Source organism: Streptomyces sp. NPDC088400, assembly GCF_044753355.1.
Lineage (GTDB): Bacteria > Actinomycetota > Actinomycetes > Streptomycetales > Streptomycetaceae > Streptomyces.
The window spans coordinates 138,461-157,665 of record NZ_JBIVMZ010000017.1; the positions used below are offsets into that span (position 1 = coordinate 138,461).

Here is a 19,205-nt window from a genome sequence, read left to right on the forward strand (position 1 = left end):
GGAGGTCCGCTCCTTCTCGGGCATCACGGGCAACCGCGTGACCAGGTCCGCCAGTTCGGCCGACGACAGGGCGGCCTGCGACGTCGGCACGGACGCCGGGATCGGCGCGGAGGACGGAGTCGGCGCGGAGGGCGGGATCGGCGCGGACGCCTCGGCAGTCACCCGCTCCTCGGCCGGTGGCGCCGGCAGGGGCTGCCCGCCGAACCGGCCGGAGCGGGTCGCGCGGGCGGGTGCCGAGGACAGGGAGCCGAGCAGGGACGGCCCCGTACCGGTGCCCTCCGCACGGCGGCCGGTCTCCAGCGTGCTCGCGAGGCCCGGCAGCCGGCCCCACGCCTGGCTGTGACGACGCGCCTGCTCGCTCAGTTCCCGCCGGACGGCGTTCACGTCCCGCTCGATACCGCGGACCTGGTCCTGGACCGCGTCGCGGGCCCTGGTCTCGCGCCTCAGGTCACCGTCCGCCCGCCGCAGCGCACGATCCGCCGGGGCCACGGCCCCCACGGCGCGTACGAGTTCCTGAGCGAGGGACTCCTCCTGCTCACGTGCCCCTTCGAGTTCGCCGCGGAGTTCGTCGGCCTCCTCGCGGGCGGTGGTCATCGCCTCGACGTACCGCTGACGCTGCCCGCGGGCGGCCAGCCCTCGCTCCCGGGTGGCGTCGGCGCGCTCCTCGGCCTCGTCCAGGGCGCTCTGCCGTTCGGCGGCGGCCGGGTCGGTCTCCGGGGTGGTGTCGACGAGCTGATCGAGGCGTTCCACCTCGGCCAGTTCCCGCTGCCACTGCTCCCGCAGCCGCTGTTCCTCCGCCGTGGCGGCGTCGTTCCGTACGCGCGCGTCACGCGCGACCTCGTCCAGCCGCGCGATCTCCTCCTCCGTCTCGCCGATCCGGTCCCGGACCCCGTCGAGCCTCGTCCGGACGGCCCCGGCGGTCCGGACGGCGTCGGTGTGGGCCCGGTCGGCGTCCCCGTGCGCGGTGGTGGCGGTGTCCACGGCACGGTCGGCGGACTCCAGGGCCCGCAGCGCGCCGGGCTGCCGCCGTGCCAGCACGGCTTCCCGGTGACGTGCCGTCGCCTCGGCCCGCACCGCGTGGAGGTAGGTGCCGACGGCGTCCCGTATCCCCTCCCAGGCGTCGCGGGTGGCCTCGGTCGTATCGGCGAGGGAGCCGTCGGCGGCGAACGGCCAGTGACGCAGGCCCTCGTCGGTACGTACGACCAGTTCGACCGGCTTCCCGGCCAGCGCGGCCGTACGGGAGGCGACGAACAGGGCACGGGCCAGGCGGGAGCCGTCCGGGTCGGATCCGAGCGCGAGCCACAGCTCCGCCGACCCGTCCCGCTCGTCGATGCCGTCCGCCAGCACCTCCGGCAGGTCGGTGACCGGGTGCCGCGCCCAGTCCCGCAGATCGTCCGCGTCCTGGTCGGCGAGCATCGCGGGCAGGTCGTAGATCCGGGGGCCGGGGCGCGGCGGGGTGACACCGAAGCCGAGCACATCGCGTTCCCACAGCCGCGCGGTGGAGCTTCCGGTGACGTACCGGGTGCCCTCGGGGCCGTTCACCGTGACGACGGTGTCGACCAGAGCCTCGTAGCTACGCGTGCCGCGCCGGTCCGCGGGCTCGGAGGCGGTGCCGGTCCGCAGGCTGGTGAACCCGGTGGAGGACGCGTTGCCCCCGGACGTGTTGGTGTGGGGCTGCTGCGCCGCCAGGGGGAAGGTCAGGCCCAGCAGGTGGAAGTTGCCGTTCCTCAGGCTGTAGGTGCCCTGGTGGTTCAGGACGAAGGAACTCCCGGCCGACGAGGTCGTCGAGGAGGTACGGACCTGCCTGCGGACCCGGTCCACGGCGACGTCGCCCGCGTCCGTGACCGGCCGCGCGTTGTGCAGGGTGATCTGCAGGGACGGCGCGGAATCAGGGCTCTGGAGCGGCCAGCTGCCGGGCACGGTGGTGGTCAGGCCCGCCGCCGTACGTGACGGGTCGAGGCTGATCTCACCGGCCTGGACCAGCTCGCCCAGGCGAGCGGCGACGGCTTCCGCCGAGGCGTTCGCGGGCAGTCCCCAGGACGCGGCCGTGCGCGGGGCGACGTCGCGCAGCGCCTGCATCAACTGCGGGGCGGCGTTGGTGTCCTGCACCGGCGTCGGCCCGGTCGGCACCAGGTGCGCACCCCCCGGGAACGGCAGTGTGCCCTGAGCCCGCGCGTCGCGCGCGGACAACAGCAGCGGGTCCCGCGTGAGCAGGGCAGGGGGCCGGGGCCCGGCGTGCGTCCGCGGCTCTGCGGCCTCGGAGCCGATGAACCGCAGTTCCGTCGCGGCCGGCACGGTGACCAGGGTCTCCGGCCGGCCCCGCAGCAGGCGCCTGATCCAGGTGCGCACCCGCTGTGCCACATCCCCTTCGAGGCCGGACAGGTTCAGCAGCCCGCCCTGGAAGATCCCGCCGGGGATGTTGGGCGGCCACTCCCACACGAGCTCGGAGCGGACCGACGCGGTGTAGCGGTAGTCGAGTTCGAAGTCGGCGGAGCGCCCCGTACGCGTCCAGAAACGGTCCTCCCTCGCCGTGTCGGTCCGGCTGGTGCGGGTCCTGGCGCTGGTCAGCGCGAGGGACGGGCCCTCGCGGTCCGTACGCCCGGTGGAGCCGGGGCGCGGATAGCGGGAGATGGGATTGGCCGTGATCTGGCGCGTCTTGGTGACGGCGGAGGAGGTCGCAGTCGCCTGAGGGGTGTGCGTGTCGACCTGCTCCAGGCCGCGGCCCTCACCGGCCGGCCGGCCGCGTACGCCGCGCAGGGCGGGCGTCTGCATCATCGGCTCGGCGCGCAGGGTCGCCTCGACCAGCCGCGCCCCGCCGTACACGACGTGGAGGAAGTGGATGCGCGCGACGCCGCCGGGACCGCGTGCGGGGAGGGCCCGCAACCCCGCGGGGCCGGTGAGGCGGGCGATCTCTGCCTCCACACCGGACAGGTAGGAGGCGTGTCCTGGCTGGAGGGAGCCCGGCGCCTCGTTCTCCATCAGTCTGGTCAGCTCCCGGCCCAGCCGGTCCCGCCGCTCCCTGCGGTTCGTCGTGCCGTCGAGCTGGATGACGGACAGAACACTCGCCTTCCCCAGCCGGCGGGACCGGACGAACCGGACGGGAAGGGGGACGCTGGGCTGAGGGAGCGTCAGGTCCGGGATCCCCGCCATGCCCTGGAACCACGCCGCCAGGCGGGCCACGCTCTCGGCGGGAGCCAGGTACGTCACGCCGCGGGGCAGGTCGATCGCGACCGTCACCGGGGCGAAGCTGCCCAGGCCGACGGCGTTCCCGGCCACGTTGCGCACACCCCACTTGACCGTCATCAGCAGCGTCACGTCGTTGCCGATCCACAGCTTGTCACCCGTCTCCTCCGCGGCGTGGGTGACCTTCGTGGTGGAACTCACCGTGCCGGTGTCGTCGGTGCGGCGGGACTGGGTGTACCGGCCGCTCGGGTTGGCCTGATGGACCAGGCGGTCGGGCGGGGTCGGCGCCGCCTGCACCGCGGTGAGCTGGAAGTTCCCCTGGCGGGTGAGGCCGACACCGCGCTGCCGGCCCGCGGTGTCGCCGACGGCGACGTCCTGCTCGGAGTAGAGCGACTCGGAGCCCAGCAGGCGGGGGTTGGTCAGATACCCCCTGATCTCCAGCATCATCGTCTGGTCCGCCGCCATGCCCGGCAGCGTCAGGCCCTCCACCACATGCACGCCGCCCAGGATCTGCGGAGCACGGGAGATGAGCTGGGCCGGCCGGATCGCGTCGTGCCGGGCCTCGGTGGCGAGGGTGCCCTGGTCGTTGAGCGACGCGCCCGCCACGGCGACGGACGTCCACTTGTAGGTCGCCACCGCCCCGTCGACGGAGGTCCTGGCCGCCCAGGTCACCGGCGTCGCGGCCCAGTTGACGGCCGTGCTGACCCGGTTGACGGCACCGGTCAGGGCCCCGGGCAGCGACTCCTTCACCGCGGATCCGCGCCTGGCGGTCTCCGTGGCCAGGCCGGTCAGCGTCACGGAGGCACGCCGCACCGCCCGGCCCAAGGGCCCCTGCTCCGGGTGTCCCGGATAGGTCCCCGCGATGATCTGCTCCAGGGCCTCCATCACGGCGGCGGTGCCACGGAAGGTGTCCACGGTCGCACCGCCCGGCAGCCGGGTCAGCCCCGGCAGCGGACGGCCCTGGGCGTCGACCATGTCCAGGCGCCGGTAGTCGTCCGCCGTCCCGCCGTCGGTGACCGGTTCCCGGATCACATGTCCCGGCCGGGGCCCGGCGGGTACGAGGCTCCTGTTCGGCGGGCGGGTGCGGTAGTGCGGCACCAGTACGGTGACGCTGCCCGGCACGGTGTGCGGGGTGGCGCCGGGGGCCCGCAGCGGTGTCCCGTCCGTGGCCGCCGTGGCGCCGTCGCCATCCGTTCCCGCGCCGTCGCCGTCGCCGTCACCATCACCGTCGGCGAAGCGGATGCGCGGCTGGTCGGCGTCGCTCTCGTACAGGTCCAGGGCGAGCCTGGCCGGTATCCGGAAGAGCTCGCTGCCGTTCGCGGTCGCGAGGACGAACTGGTCGTATCCGACCGAGTCACCGCTGTTCGCGGTGTCCGTGAGCTGCCCGGTGCCCGTGTAGTCCGGAGCCGGGTTCAGTGTCCAGTCGCCGTCCGCGAGGGGCACGCTGAAACCGCCGCCGGCTCCCGCGGAACCGCTCAGCGCCGTACCCCGCTGCCGCCCGCCACTGGCCTCGTGCGAGCTGAACCCGACGTGATGGACATCGGGGAGCCTGCGCGTGTGGACCGAAGGCCGCGCGGTGTCACGGGCGACGGAGAACCGCAACTGCACCCGCCGGGTGCCCGTGACCGCGTTCGGCCGCTCGAACCACACCGGCTCCCCGCCGTCCACGCCGTCCGGGACCGACGTGGCCAGGCCGAGCCGCGAACGCATCTGCCGCAGCCGACGCAGGTTCTCCAGTTGCGCCAGGACCAGCGGCTCGTCCAGCCGGAACGGGACCGACCTCCGCCGGCGTTCGGCGGGCGGCAGGAACCCTTCCTCGCGCAGCGTCGCCTCCGCCCGCGCGAACATCGCGTCGGCCCCGTCGACCTTCAAGGGGGTCTCGCCGTATCCGATGCTGTCCAGGTTCTCCAGATGCTCGGGAGGCTCCCGTACCTCGTCCGGGCCGGGCGGGTGTCCCTCCATCGTCGCCCGCTGGGCGATCCGCAGCCGCAGACCGTCGTCCCACGGCCCGAACGTGCCGGTGACCCGACCGCCACCGGCGCGGTGCAGCGTCACGTCGTAGGTGACCCGGCCGGCGGTGAGCACATGGCTGCGCTTGGTGCGCAGGCCGTGCATCATCGTCGCGCTCTCGACGGTGTTCAGCCCCTCGTTCACCTGCCAGTTGACACCGGCCTTGCCCAGGAGGTTGCCGCCGAACGACGCCGCGGCGCCGGGGTGTCCCGCGGCGTGGTCGGTGGTGAACGCCGGCCCGCCCGAACCCTCGATCCCCAGACCGCTGGTCAGCTTCGCCGACCGGTCCACGCTGGACGCGTGCGTGAGCCACGTCTCCAGCGTGGCCTTGCCGTCGGGGCTCTTCCGCAGCGGCTCTCCCGGCTCGATACGCGCGGTGAGCTCCAGCATGCCGATCGCGTTGCCGTCGTCGTCCAGCAGCGTCGGCGAGAACACCCCGCCGTCGCGCTGGAGTTGCGGAGTGCCCCGCAGCATCTGCTCGTGCAGGAAGTTCTCCAGCGCCCGCTCCGAGACGTCGGGCAGGTCGTGCAGGTCACGGAAGTCGTCGTCCTGGAGGAGTTCGGTCAGCAGCCGACGCGGTTCGGCGACGCTGTCGGCGCCCCACAGCGGCAGGACGTCGTCCACATCCCCGGGCTCCGGCAGGTCGGTGGTGCCGTCGCCGTCGAAGGCGAGGTGCTCGTGGACCCAGATCGTGAGGGCGCCGTGCGACTGCTCGGGCTGCCAGGTGCCGACCGGATCCTCGCGGAGGGTGTCCACCTGGACCTGCCAGCGCCCGTCGACGTCGATCGGGTGTGCGGGGTCCTCGGCCTGCCGCTTGTTCATGACCGAGAATGTCTCGCTGACGGTGATGGACTGGGCGAGCTGGTTGTGCGTCGCGGACAGGTTGACGGTGCCGTCCCACCAGCGCAGCGCCCCGGGGCCGTCGGCCGGGTAGAGGGCCGTCCAGGGCAGTGAGCCGGTGCGGATGTTCCCCGAACCCTCGGCGTCCGAGGACGACTGCCCGCCCGATGCCCGGTGCTCCACCTGGATGTCAGGCATCGTCGGGGGGCGCTGATCGCCGTCCCGCCCGTACTTCGCCGACTTCACGGCATCGGCGTAGTTGAGCCGTACGTCCACCGACCGGTCACGGCCACCGTGCCGGACGGTGATCCGGTGCCCCTGCGTACTGCGCAGGTAGGGCCGGTTCAGCTCGACTTCCTCCGCGCTCAGCACATCGCGGAGCCGGGTGCGCAGCTCCTGGCCCTCGGCGCTGTCCGGGTCGGCCCCGAGGGCGTCGATGATCTGCCCGTACAGGCCTTCCAGGACGGGGTCCGGGGTCGGCTCGTGGATGACCAGACCGACGTGCCCGTCGTACCGGGTGCCGTAGGTACGCAGATACTCCGACAGCTCGCCGGCCGGGGGCCCCTGGGTTCGGAGGGTGCTCTGCTCGCCGGAGGTGTCCGGAGCCGGATCCTGCCCCGGAGCCGAGGAGCCGGCGGGGCCAGGGGGGCTCTGGATGGTGGGCGAGGTGATGGTGGTGGGGTTGGGCCGGTCCAGCCACGTCTTGCTCCAGCTGCCCGGCGTCCCGGTACCCGCCTCGGGCAGGGCGACGATCCGCAGCGGGGCGGACGCGGCACCCGCGGGCGGAGTCGTGGGCACCACCGACAGCGGACCGCTGTAGGCCCAGTGGTTGCGGCCCGTACGGTCGGAGAACTGCTGCGACAACGACACCGCACGCCCCGCGCTACCCGCGCCACCCGTGCCGCCCGCACCGGACATGACGAACACCATCGGCACACCGAGGGGTGTCACACGCAGCAGCGGGGCCAGGTCCAGCAGCGCCATGAACTCCCTGTCGGCCAGCCGCAGCGCAGGCATCCCCGGCAGGTGCAGGACCACGAAACCGTCGGCGTCGGTATCCGTCCACACCGCCATGACGTCCTCGGGCTCCCCGGGAGCCGTCCACGCCGCACGGAGGTACTTGACGGAGGACCCGTCGGCCGCCTGGTCCTGCCTGCCGACGATACGCAGATACACCCCGTCCGGCGCCGGCGTGCCGCTCCAGTTGTAGCCCCGGACCTTCTCGCCCTCCTTGAGGAGGTGCGCGGGCCCGAACGCCCCCTTGGACGCGAGATGGAAAGCGGCCAGCGTGAAGTGGTCCGACGGATCCAGCCCCGCCGCGATGGCCTGCGCCGTCAGGAACCACAACTCCTGCTTCTTCGCCGGGGTCCACTGCTCGCCGGGGGACATGTGGAGCACCTCGCGCCCCAGCCGCTCCGTGGACACCGCATCCATGCCGCCCATCTGCCGAGCGGCACCGGCCATCGCCCAGAAGGCCCACGTCACCTCCGGCCGGGTGACCGGCCCGTCCCCGGGCCTCCTCAGCACGTTCCGGACCAGACCCGCACCCCCCTTCGTCATCTGGGCCAGGGCGTGCCGGATGAACGGATTCCCGATGTCCTCGCCCAGCCGGGCGTCCGGCTTCTGCGCCAGTCGCGTCGCGGCGAAGTCCAGAACCTTCCGGTAAGCCTCCCGATCCGGCGTCGCACCACCCACACGCTGCGCGATGAAGGTCCACAGCTCCATCCGGAACGGCGTGAACCGGCCCAGTTCCGGATCGTTGGCACGCATGATCTCCATGGCACCGATGCCCTTGAGCAACCGCTCGTGCAGGCCACGGTCCGCCTCGGCCTCCGGACCGAACACGATCCGCAACGCCCGCACCAGCCGGAGAGTGATCGCGCGCACCTCGGGCGCGGCCTCGCCCTCACCAGAGTGCAGACCCGCCTTCCGGGCCATCTGGTCCAGCTCGTGCGGCAGCGGCTCGGGCACCGAGTCCCCACGACGCCCGGCCACACCACCGGGGGTGTCGATCAGGATGCGCGTGTCGGCATGGAAGCCACTGCTCATCATCGACCCGTTGGTCACCCGACGGCTCGCGTTCGCCGTGTGCTGAGCGAGGGACACATCCGCCAGCGGATCGGGCAGCGGTGGCGCCGGCCGGTTGTCCAACTGCGGCAACAACGGATTCCCCGCCGAGTCACTGAAGCACACCTCCAGCCCCACGCGGTGGCCTTCCGGCAGCTCGGCCACCTCGGGCAGCCCGCCGATGTACCGCCCGCCGTCCCCAGCGGACAGCCACACCGACCGGCCATCACGCAGAGCCAGCTGCAGGCCGCCCGGCAGCCCGTGGGAGACGTACGCGTACACCGCCGGATCCGGGGTCCTCGTCTCCTCGCTGACCAGCGCCGTCCGGGCACCCGACGGCACCAGATGCACCAGCTTCTTCGCATGCAGATACGACCGCAGCTTCTCTTCCCGGTCCCGCGCGTCGTCCCCGTGCGACATCCGGCCGAACCGCTCATTGCGGTCGGAAACCAACGGCCGGGAATCCACATCGCTGTCACGGAACTTCGTCCCGTCCAGCGCCGTCCACTCACGGTCCTGGAACGGCGCGGACTTCGCCGTCGGATGGAACGGCACCCATGCACCGAGCGGCTGGTCAGGACCGTGATCGATCAGCGCCGGAACGTGTTCGCGCTTCTTGTTCCGCACCAGACGCCCGTCACCACTGGGCGCCCACACCGTCCGGCCCAGCCGATTCGCGACCACCCGCATGTACTCCAGGTACCGCTCGTTCGCCAGGTGCGGCACTACCAGCACCACCGGCACGTTCTTCGGCAGCTTCGCCAGTTCGGGGTCCGCGGCCAGTTGCGCCGCCAACTCCTCGGCGTTCAGCACCCGCTCATCGCGGAAGCGCACACCATCCGGAGCGGTCTGACCCCACACGGCATACGCCACGTCACCCCACGGCGCGTCCGCGTCCGCACCCGCCACCTCCTTCAACGAGGCATCCGGCTGCTCCTCGAACACGCGCACCCGCCCGAGCCGCAGCTGACGCACCTTCTCGCCCGTCAGGTTGCGCCCACGCGGCCCGCCCGACGCGTTCGTCATCAACGTTTCCGGTGACAGCAGTGAGCCGGGCGAGGGCTCTCCCCCCTGACCGATCGTCAGCGCCCCGATGTCCGGCATCTGTGCCGACGCCGGATCCGGATCGCCGAAGAGGACCACGTCCTCCCCGACGGTGGAGGGCCCAGGGGTGATCTTCTGCCGGGTGGCCGCGATCCACTGGCCCGGGGCCTGGGTGGCCGGGTCCAGGCCGGCGACGATGGTGAGCGGGGCCGACGGATCGGCGGCGGTCAGTGTGAGGGGCGCGCTGTAGCTGAAGGCGGGACGGCCGGTGAGCTGGGCGTACCGCTCCACCAGCTCCGGCCTCAGCACCCCGGGCCCTGTGGTCAGGAACAGAACGGGAGTACCCAGGGGCCTGGTGCGCGTCATCGGTTCCAGGCTCATCAGCGCCAGGAACTCGTCGTCGGACATCTCGATCAGAGGCGCGCCGGGCAGGTGCAGGACCACGTTCCCGGCCTGGTTCACATGAACCAGGTTCAGGATGGGGTCGGGCAGCCCCGGTCCGACCCATTCCGGCACGACCTGTCGGGTGGTGGTCCCGCCCGGCCCCGGCGTCACCTGGTCCACGCTGCGCCAGTCGATCCCCTCGGGCGCTGGTTGCCCGCTCCAGTTGGCGCCCTGTGTCACCTGCCCCTGCTTCAGCAGATTGGCCCTGACGAACGCGAAATCCTTCAGGTGGTAGGCGGCCAGCAGGTCGCGGTCGGTGACGTCCAGACCCTCGGCGAGGGCCTTGGCGGTCAGGGCCCAGAGTCGTTTCTGCTTCGGCAGGTCCCACGGGCCCGTGTCGGGCAGGTGGAGCACACTGCGGCCGTGTGCCTCCCGGTCCGCCGGCGGTATCTCGTTGAACAGCGTCTTCGCGGCCCGGACCATCGCCCAGAGAGTGGACGCCACCTGCCGCGGGCTCGCGTCCGCGGCGGCGGGCAGCCCCTGAACGGTACGCAGTACGGCCTCGCCCGAAGCGGCGAGCTCATTGAGCGTCACCTTCAGTGCCGGCGCCGGCACCTCCGTGCTGAGCTCCGCGTCGGGATCCGCCGCGACACGGTCCCGGGCGAAGTCGAGGAGAGACTCATAGGCCGCCGCGTCCGGGGTCCTCCCGCTGTGCTGCTGGGCGTAGAAGGACACCATGTCCTTCCGCAGCGGAGTGACTCCGCTGAGCGCCGAATCGTTCTCCCGCATCGTCTCCAGCGCGCCGATGCCCTTGACCAGCCGCTCGTACCGGCCACCCGGCACACCACGGTCGCTCTCGACGTCGTTGCCGAAAAGGTCTCGCAACCCCCGCACCAGCCGCAACGCGGTCGCACGGGTCTCCGCCGGCACGGCATCCGGCCCCTCGTGCAGACCCGCGTCACGCGCCAGCCCGTCCAGCTCAGGATCAAGCGGCTCGGGCAGGAACGTGACGCGACGCGCCTTCTGCCCATTGGCCGCGGCGAACAGCACACGAACGGTATTCGTCATACCGGTCCGCCCGGTGGCCGAAGTCGTCTCCCGCCTGCTCTCGTTGGCGGCGTACTGACCGAACGGAACGTCGTCCCAAGGATCGTCGACATGGGCCGGCGGCTGGGTCGCGGGATGGTTCCGGCGCGGATTGCCCTCCACCGCGCCGTAGCAGATCTCCAGGCCCATCCGGTGCCCCTTGGGCAGCTGACGCACCTCGCGCAGCCCGGTGATGTAACGCGCGGCGTCCTGCTTGCCCAACCGCACCTTCCGGCCGTCGCGGAGGGCGAGCGATATCCAACCGGGTTGCGCGTGTGCGGCGTAGACGTAGACCGCCGGATCGGGGGTTATCTCCTCGGTCTCCACGTCCTGATGGTCGGAGCCGGTCGGAAGCGTGTGCACGAGCCGCCGCATGTCGAGGTACGACTTGAACTGCTGCTCCGACCTCCGCAGGCCCTCGCCGTCCGGCGCCGAGATCCGGCCGAACCGCTCGTGGTCCTCGGAGACCAGGGGCTGGCTGCTCACCTCGCTGTCCCGGAACGTGATGCCGTCCAGCGACGTCCACTCCCGGTCCTCGAACGGCAGCGTCTCGGCCAGAGGCTCGTAAGGTGCCCAGACGCCGACCGCCTTCTTCGCGTCACTGTCGACCAGCGCCGGAAGATGCGCGTTCCCCGACGCGACCAGACGCCCCTCACCACTGGGACCCACCACCGGCCGGCCCAGCCGGTTCGCCAGCATCTGCAGATCCAGCGTCCGCTCCGCGAACGGCACGACCAGGAGCACCGGCACATGCTTCGGCAGCTTCGCCAACTCGGGGTCGGCGGCCAGCACATCGGCCAGGGCCCCCGTGTCCAGCACCCGGCCGTCGGAGACACGCACCCCACCGGGGTCACCGTCCGCCGCGACGACATACGTCTCATCCGGCCACGACGCGTCCTCCTCCGACACGATCTTCGCCGGCACACCCGGCCGCGTCTCCAGCACGGCCACCCGATCGGGCCGCACCCGCTTCACCGGATCGCCCGTCCAGTTCCGCCCCTGTCCCGCACCCGACGGACCCGCCATCAGGGTCTGCGACGACAGCAACGAATCGGTTCCGCCGGAACCGGTGGTGCCCGAGGACTCCACGGAAGGCTTCGGCGGCTTCCGGGTGGCCTTGATCCAGTGGCCCGGGGCCTGGGTGGCCGGGTCCAGGCCGGCGACGAGGGTGAGCGGGGCCGACGGATCGGCGGCGGTCAGCGTGAGGGGCGCGCTGTAGGTGAAGGCGGGACGACCGGTGAGCTGGGAGAACCGCTGCACCAGCTCCGGCCTCAGCACTCCGGGACCGGAGGTCAGGAACAGAACGGGAGTGCCCAGGGGGTTTGTGCTCAGCGCCGGGTCCAGGTCCAGCAGCGCCAGGAACTCGTCCTCCGACACCGCGAGAGGGGTGCGGCCGGGCAGGTGCAGCACGATGGTCCCGTCCTGGTCCACCTCGACCAGGTTCAGGATGGGGTCGGGCAGCCCCGGTCCGACCCATTCCGGCACGACCTGTCGGGTGCTGGTCCCGCCCGGCCCCTTCGTGATCTGGTCCACGGTGCGCCAGTTGACCCCCTTGGGCGCGGGCACGTCGCTCCAGTAGACGCCTTGGACGTTCTGCCCTTGCCACAGCAGAGCGGCCGGGCCGAACGCACCGGTCTGCTTCAGGTGGTAGGCGGCCAGCAGGTCGCGGTCGGTGACGTCCAGCCCCTCGGCGAGGGCCTTGGCGGTCAGAGCCCAGAGTGTTTTCTGCTTCGGCAGGTCCCACGGGTCCGTGTCGGCCAGGTGGAGCACACCGCGGCCGTGTGCTTCCCTGTCCGCCGGCGGTATCCCGTTGAACAGCATCTGCGCGGCCCGGACCGTCGCCCACATGGTGGACGCCACCTGCCGCGGGGTCGCCGTCGCCCCAACAGGCAGCCCCTGAACGGTACGCAATATGGCCTCGCCCGAAGTGGCGAGCTCATTGAGGGTCACCCGCAGAGCCGCCGCCGGCACCTCCGTGCTGAGCTGCGCACTCGGATCCGCCGCGACGCGGCCCCGGGCGAAGTCGAGGAGAGACTCATAAGCCGCGGTGTCCGCGGTCCTCCCGCTGTGCTGCTGGGCGTAGAAGGACACCATGTCCTTCCGCAGCGGAGTGACCCCACTGAGCGCCGAATCGTTCGCACGCATCGTCTCCAGCGCGCCGAAGCCCTTGACCAGCCGCTCGTACCGGCCACCCGGCACACCACGGTCGCTCTCGACGTCGTTGCCGAACAGGTCCCGCAGGCCTCGCACCAGCCGCAACGCGGTCGCACGGGTCTCCGCCGGCACGGCATCCGGCCCCTCGTGCAGACCCGCGTCACGCGCCAGCCCGTCCAGCTCAGGATCAAGCGGCTCGGGCAGGAACGTGACGCGACGCCCCCTCTGCCCATCGGCCGCGGCGAACAGCACACGATAGCCATACGTCAGACCGGTCGCTCTGGTGGCCGCGGTGGTCTCCCGCCTGCTCTCGTTGGCGGCGTACTGACCGAACGGAACGTCGTCCCAAGGGTCGTCGATGTGGGGCAGCGGCGAGGTCTCGAGCTGGTTCTGATGCGGATCGCCGTCCGCCGCGCCGAAGCAGACCTCCACGCCCATCCGGTGTCCCTTGGGCAGCTGGCGCACCTCGCGCAGCCCGGCGATGTAACGCGCGGCGTCCCGCTTGCCCAACCACACCTTCCGGCCGTCGCGGAGGGCCAGCGTCATCCGGCCGGGTTTCCCGTGTGCGGCGAAGACGTAGACCGCCGGATCAGGGGTCAGCTCCTCGGTCTCACCGTCCTGGACGTCGGAGCCGACCGGAATCGTGTGCACCAGCCGCCGCATGTCGAGGAACGCCTGGAACCGCCCCTCGAACCCACGCTGTTCGTCGCCGGGCACCGAGAGCCGGCCGAACCGCCCGTGCTTCCCGGAGGCCAGGGGGCGGCTGTCCACGTCGCTGTCCCGGAACGTGGTCCCGTCCAGCGACGTCCACTCCCGGTCCTCGAACGGCAGCGTCTCGGCCAGAGGCTCGTAAGGTGCCCAGACGCCGATCGGCTTCTTCTCGTCACGGTCGACCATCGCCAGCAGATGCGCGTTCCCCGACCCGTCACCGACCAGACGCCCCTCACCACTGGGACCCACCACCGGCCGGCCCAGCCGGTTCGCCAGCATCTGCAGATCCAGCGTCCGCGCCGCGAACGGCACGGCCAGCAGCACCGGCACATGCTTCGGCAGCTTCGCCAACTCGGGGTCGGCGGCCAGCACATCGGCCAGTACCTCCGTGTCCAGCACCCGGCCGTCAGGGACACGGAGGCCACCGGGGTCACCGTCCGCCGCGACGACATACGTCTCATCCGGCCACGACGCGTCCTCCTCCGACACGATCTTCGCCAGCACATTCGGCCGTGTCTCGATCACACGCAGCCGACGGGGCCGCACCCGCTTCACCGGCTTACCCGTCCAGTTCCGCCCCTGCCTCGCGCTCGACGGACCCGCCATCAGGGTCTGCGACGACAGCATCGGATCGGACGCGCCGGCGAAAATCCCGGACGTGCTGTCGTCGTCGCTGTCCTCGTCGTCGCTGTCCTCGTCGTCGCTCTGCTCGTCGGCGATGTTCAGGCCGGCGACATCGACGCCGGCAGTGGCATCGCCTTCATCATCGCTGTCGCTGTCGCTGTCGTCGTCGGACTCATGTGCCGCCGGGACAGCGGAAGAGGACGGCGAGGCAGCCGGGGCCTGTCCCGGGAAGGTGTACAGGGTGCCCTGTTCGTCGGCGGTGTCCTCCAGGGCGGCGGGCTCCCGCGTCTGCCAGTGGGCCGCCTGCTGGGCCGGGTCGCCGGCCAGCACGATCACGTTCTCGCCACGGTCCGCGTCGAAGACCAGCCCACCCGGCAGCTCCGCCAGCGTCGTCGTCCGCGCCGTCCCGTCACGGCCCGCGACATGCTGCGCAAGCCCACCGGGATTGGTGTGAGCGCCCACCATCAGCAACGGCATATTCAGCGGATGCCGCTGCCCGTCCCGGTCGTGACGCAGCAGAGCCGCGATCTCACTGCCCGGTATCCAACGACGAGTACCGTCGGACCACGGCATCGACACATGACCGTTCGTACTGTCCGCCAGCACCACGAACGCGTCCGCGGGCGCGTTGGCCGCGGTCCGCGGCCACGCCGCGTCGAACCGCGCCCCGCCCGTCGACGTCCCGTCCGGCGACACCACATATCCGCGCGCACCGACCGGGCCGTTGACCGGATTGCCGGTCCAGTTGCGCCCCGTCGGCAGGCCGTTGGCCGTGAACACCCGTGTGCTGTCGTCCAAGGCTCCGTTGCGTACGAGGTCGAACGCCGCCAACTCGGCCGAATCCGACGGATCGAAGCCGGAAACCGCGGCCCCCGCCATCAGCCACAACAGTCTGTCCCGCGCCTCTTCCGGCGTCGGCTCCGGACCCGTCGCGGGCAGATGCAACGCCTTCTTCGCCAGGGCCACCAGGTCGTCGACACCACGCAGTGCCTCCGCGCCCTTGACCGTCCCCCAGACCAGCTTCGCCACGTCTCCGCTGGTCACCGACTGCGCATCGGGCAGCCGCAGAACATCTGCCGCCAGCTGGGCGAGATCCTCGCCGTGCAGACGATTCAACGCCCAGTCCAGCGACGGCATCTTCACGTAACCGTGCAGAGGCACCGAGCCGGCCGCCGCGTCCTTCGCCCACTTCACCGCGTCGAGCAGGACCTTCTTGATCTCGCCCGGCTTCGGCGCCTCGTTACTCATCCGCAGGTAACGGGAGTGCACCACCAGGTGCAGATGATGCAACGTGAACGGACCGGTCACCGGCAGCTGATCGTCCGCCGCCCGCATGTTCTCCAGCGCGCCGATGCCCCGCAGCAACTGCCGGTACTCACCAGCCGGATCAGCCTTGCTGTCCTCGATGCCCACGAGGAACGTCCGCCGCAACGCGCGGACCAGCCTCATCGTCGTATCAAGGGTCTCCTGCGCCACCGGACCGGAACCGCTGTGCAGTCCCGCCCAGGCCGCCAGCTCGGCCAGCTCCGCGGGCTTCGGCTCCGGCTTCAGGAGCCGCCGTACACCCTTCTCGCCCGACGGATCCGCGATCGCACCCCGCTTGACAGCCGTCCGATTACGGAACAGCGCATTGGGACGGTCAGTGGCGAGCACCCCGGCCGCCTCACTGCCGTTCGCCACACCCTGCGCGTACGAGACGATCCCCAGCGGATCGAACACATACGGCGCGAGCCCGGCATCGGTCAGGTACGGCAGATCCTCGGCCATCGCATCGGCCCAGCAGGCTCCCGTATCGATGACCGCCTTCTTGCCCAGCTTCTTCATGCTGGGACGGCGCTTGATGAAACGCCCCGTCTCGGGACCGTCCACCTCCTTCGACGAACGGCCCTCCGTCCGCTCCACCACACCGCGCAACGGCACACCGTGCAAATACCAGTGGTAGACAGGTCCATCGACCTTCAGCAACGGCTCCGCATCACCAAACGGCTTGGAGCTGACCGGATCGAACTGCGCGAACTCCCCGATCTCCCCGAGACGCTCGAACATCGGCTCGTTCACGACCAGATCGGCATCCGACATCGTCACCCGGCCGATCGACCGGCCCTCGTCGCCGATGGTCCGGACCTTGATCTCGCTGTCCGGGATGACCGTGCCGTCCAGCGCGGTGACCCAGCCCTCCTCGGCCTCCCCATTCGGCCCAAGATCGTCGCTGTGACCGGCGAACCAACTCCCCAGCGGCTTCTTCTCCGACCGGAGGTTCTCCACCACGATCCGGCTGAGGCCGGTCGCCGAGTCGTGCACCAGCCCGACGGTGCCGCTGTGCCCCCACACCTCGTCCTTGCCGGACGTGAAAGCGATCCTCCGGGGCATCGTCAGCCCCTGGTCCCCGGATCCCGACCACACCAGCAGAGCCGGCACGTGCGCGCCGCTCGCGATCATCCCCGGATCCCTCGCCAACAGCTCGACGAGTTCCTCCATCGACACCCGCAGCTCGCCCTGGCCCCAGGGAAGCATCACATGATCATGACCACCCTTGGCCACCACCACATACGCACCCGCGTCGTCCGACCACAACGGATCCAACGGCCCCTGGAACTCACCACCACGCCGCTGGAAGAACTGCGACGTATCCACAGGACCGACCTGATCAGACGTCAGGTTCAGGCCCTGGTACGAACCGTCCGTCGCGCGAATGTGCCGCTCAGGATTGAGCACCCCCGCCGAAGCCAGGTGATACGCGCCCAACGCCGCCAGACTCGATGACCAGCCGGCGGCGATCGCGCTCTCCACCAACGTGAACAGCTCACGCCGCTGCTCTTCGCCGACCTGGGCGTCCGGCCCCAGGTGCAGGATCCCCCGTGTCAACTCCTTGATGTCGAACGCGCCGTCGCCCGACAGCGAGGCAAGCACCCGCACGGCCTCCGTGAACGGCGGCACCGCGATCTCGATCGTCGCCTGCCCGTCCGAACCGCTCCCCGCGGCCATGTCGATACGGACCGAGCGGCTCAGCCCGTCCCGACCGGTGAGCTCCCGCAACGCGGTCTCAAGACGCGCGCGGAACACACCCTCGACAGCGGTCGCACGCCCCTGCGCCGTAGGCGCGTCGTCGCCGTACCCGGTGATCCGAACCTGGGGCACCATGGCCCCCGCTCGCATGTTGCGAACCGCCACCTCCGCGACCCGCCGCGCCAGCTCCTCGATCCGCTGCGTCCGCTCCGGCCCCAGGGTGGTGGAACCACTCTCGAACGGAATCCCCGACCGCTGCGGCAACGACTCCGCCGCGCCGGCCGACTGCCCCGCACCGGGCGCCCCGCCGGCGCCACGGGGCGGCAGGCCCAGACCGTGCCGCAGCCGGCCCGCCACGTCCACGCCCGTCCGCGCGTCCGGCCCGTGCACCGCCAGGTGCTCGGCCACTTCCCGTACCGCGTCGCGGAACTCGCTCCCGGCGTACCGCGAGTCCGCGAGGACGGGATGCAGTTCCAACGGGAGTACGAGGGACACCGCACGGCGCCACGCGTCCTCCGGGTCCGTCCCGGCCGGGACTCCGGAGGCCCGGGAGGTGGCGAGCGCGAAATCTTCGTACGCCTCCAGCCACACCCGGCGCGACGCCCGCGCCGCCACCGCGTCCAGCGTCTCGTCCCACGGACCGGGCCCGGTCATCAACAGGCGTACGTGGTCGAGCGGTTGGAGGTCGCTGTCACGGACCTGAATCTCACCGTTCAGGGCGAGCTGAATGGAGGGGCTCCCGGTCAACGAGATGCCCGCCTTGCTCAGTTCGTCCGTACGCAGCGTCTCGTCCTGGCCGAGCCGCGGTGGATTCTCGGTCAGGTCCTCGGCCGTCACCAGCCCGGCGGTCAGCCGCCGTTCGGCGTCCGTACGGCTGATCCGCGGGACGATCGCCGCCACGGCGGCGTCCGCTGCGGCGTCGGCGCCGAGGTTCCGCAGCCGGTCCACGGCCGCGTCGAGCGCCGCGCGCGCCCATCGGATCTCTTCCTCGGCTCTGTCCAGCCTCGCGGCGGCGTCGCTGCCGCTCCTGTTCGTCTCCACGCCCTCGTTGAGGAGCGACAGGGTGCGGGCGGCCTGGTTGAAGGTGTCGAGGGCGGTCTCGTGGTCCCGGCGCGCTTCGTCGATCTCGAAGGCGACCGAGTTGTCGTCCGGGTCCTTGCCCTTGCCCTTGTTCCCGCCGGTCTCGTCCTTGGTCTCGTCCTCGGTCTCGTCCAGGTCGACGGGCTCGGCGTCACTGCCCTCGTAGTGGTTGTTGCCCGTGTAGTAGACCTGGATCTGCCGGGGCGCCGAATCCGGCCCGACGGTGGTGACCAGCCGGTCGGGCCGCCCGTCGCTCGGTACGAGGATGTCGGCCCTCAGGTCGAAGGCGTGCGCGACGAGCGGTGCGAAGATCTCGCCTTCCGGCGTGTTCCAGCGCGTTCCCCAGTTCTCGACGGCGTCTCTGATCGCGGCGTACTCGTCGGACTCCAGGGGCGCGGAGCTCCCCGTGTAGGCACCCTTGAGCAGCTTGCGCAGCCCGGTGACGCCAAGGGAGTCCACGGTCGGCAACTGACCTTGTTCGGCGAGGTAGTTGAAGAGGTCCCGGCCTTCGGCGGTGCCGGCGATGGCCAGCACGTCGGCCTCGGTGGTGCCGGGTTGGAGCGCCTGAGTACGGGCCTGGACGTAACGCGTACGCAGAACGGCGTCGCCGAGTGCCTCCAGTGTCACCGTGTCGATGGTGTGGTGTGCGAGCTGGGCGAGCAGTTGGGCGCGCTTCATCCTGTCGAAGCGGCGGGACAGGTTCGACGTCTGATGGCCCCGGAACTGCATACGGGTCGGGCCGTCCAGCCCCGGGCCGCCCGCTTCCGCCCGCTCCAGGAACTCCAGCACCTGGGCACGCATGGCGTCGGCCACGGCGGGTGACAGGTCGGTGGGGAGAGGTCCCCCGGCGCGGCGGCGCAGTTCGTCGCGTACCGCGTCCGGGACCGTGAGCCAGGCGTGGGCGGCGGGGTCCGAGGTCTCCAGGCCGGGGATGCGGTCGCGGATGTGCAGGGGGGCGCCCGCCATGAACGAGGAGAGGATGCACCGTCCGTCGGGCGGCACCGGCAGCCGCCGCC

1 protein-coding gene (cut by both window edges) is annotated in these 19,205 nt (G+C 71.5%); it reads right to left on the reverse strand.

All 19,205 nt of this window come from inside a single coding sequence — locus ACIQD6_RS32245, lonely Cys domain-containing protein, on the reverse strand. Of the gene's 59,907 coding nucleotides, 9,517 precede the window and 31,185 follow it; the stretch shown corresponds to coding positions 9,518-28,722 (codon 3,173, partial, through codon 9,574, complete); reading right to left, the first codon wholly in view occupies positions 19,201 to 19,203. Both codon boundaries (start and stop) fall beyond the window edges.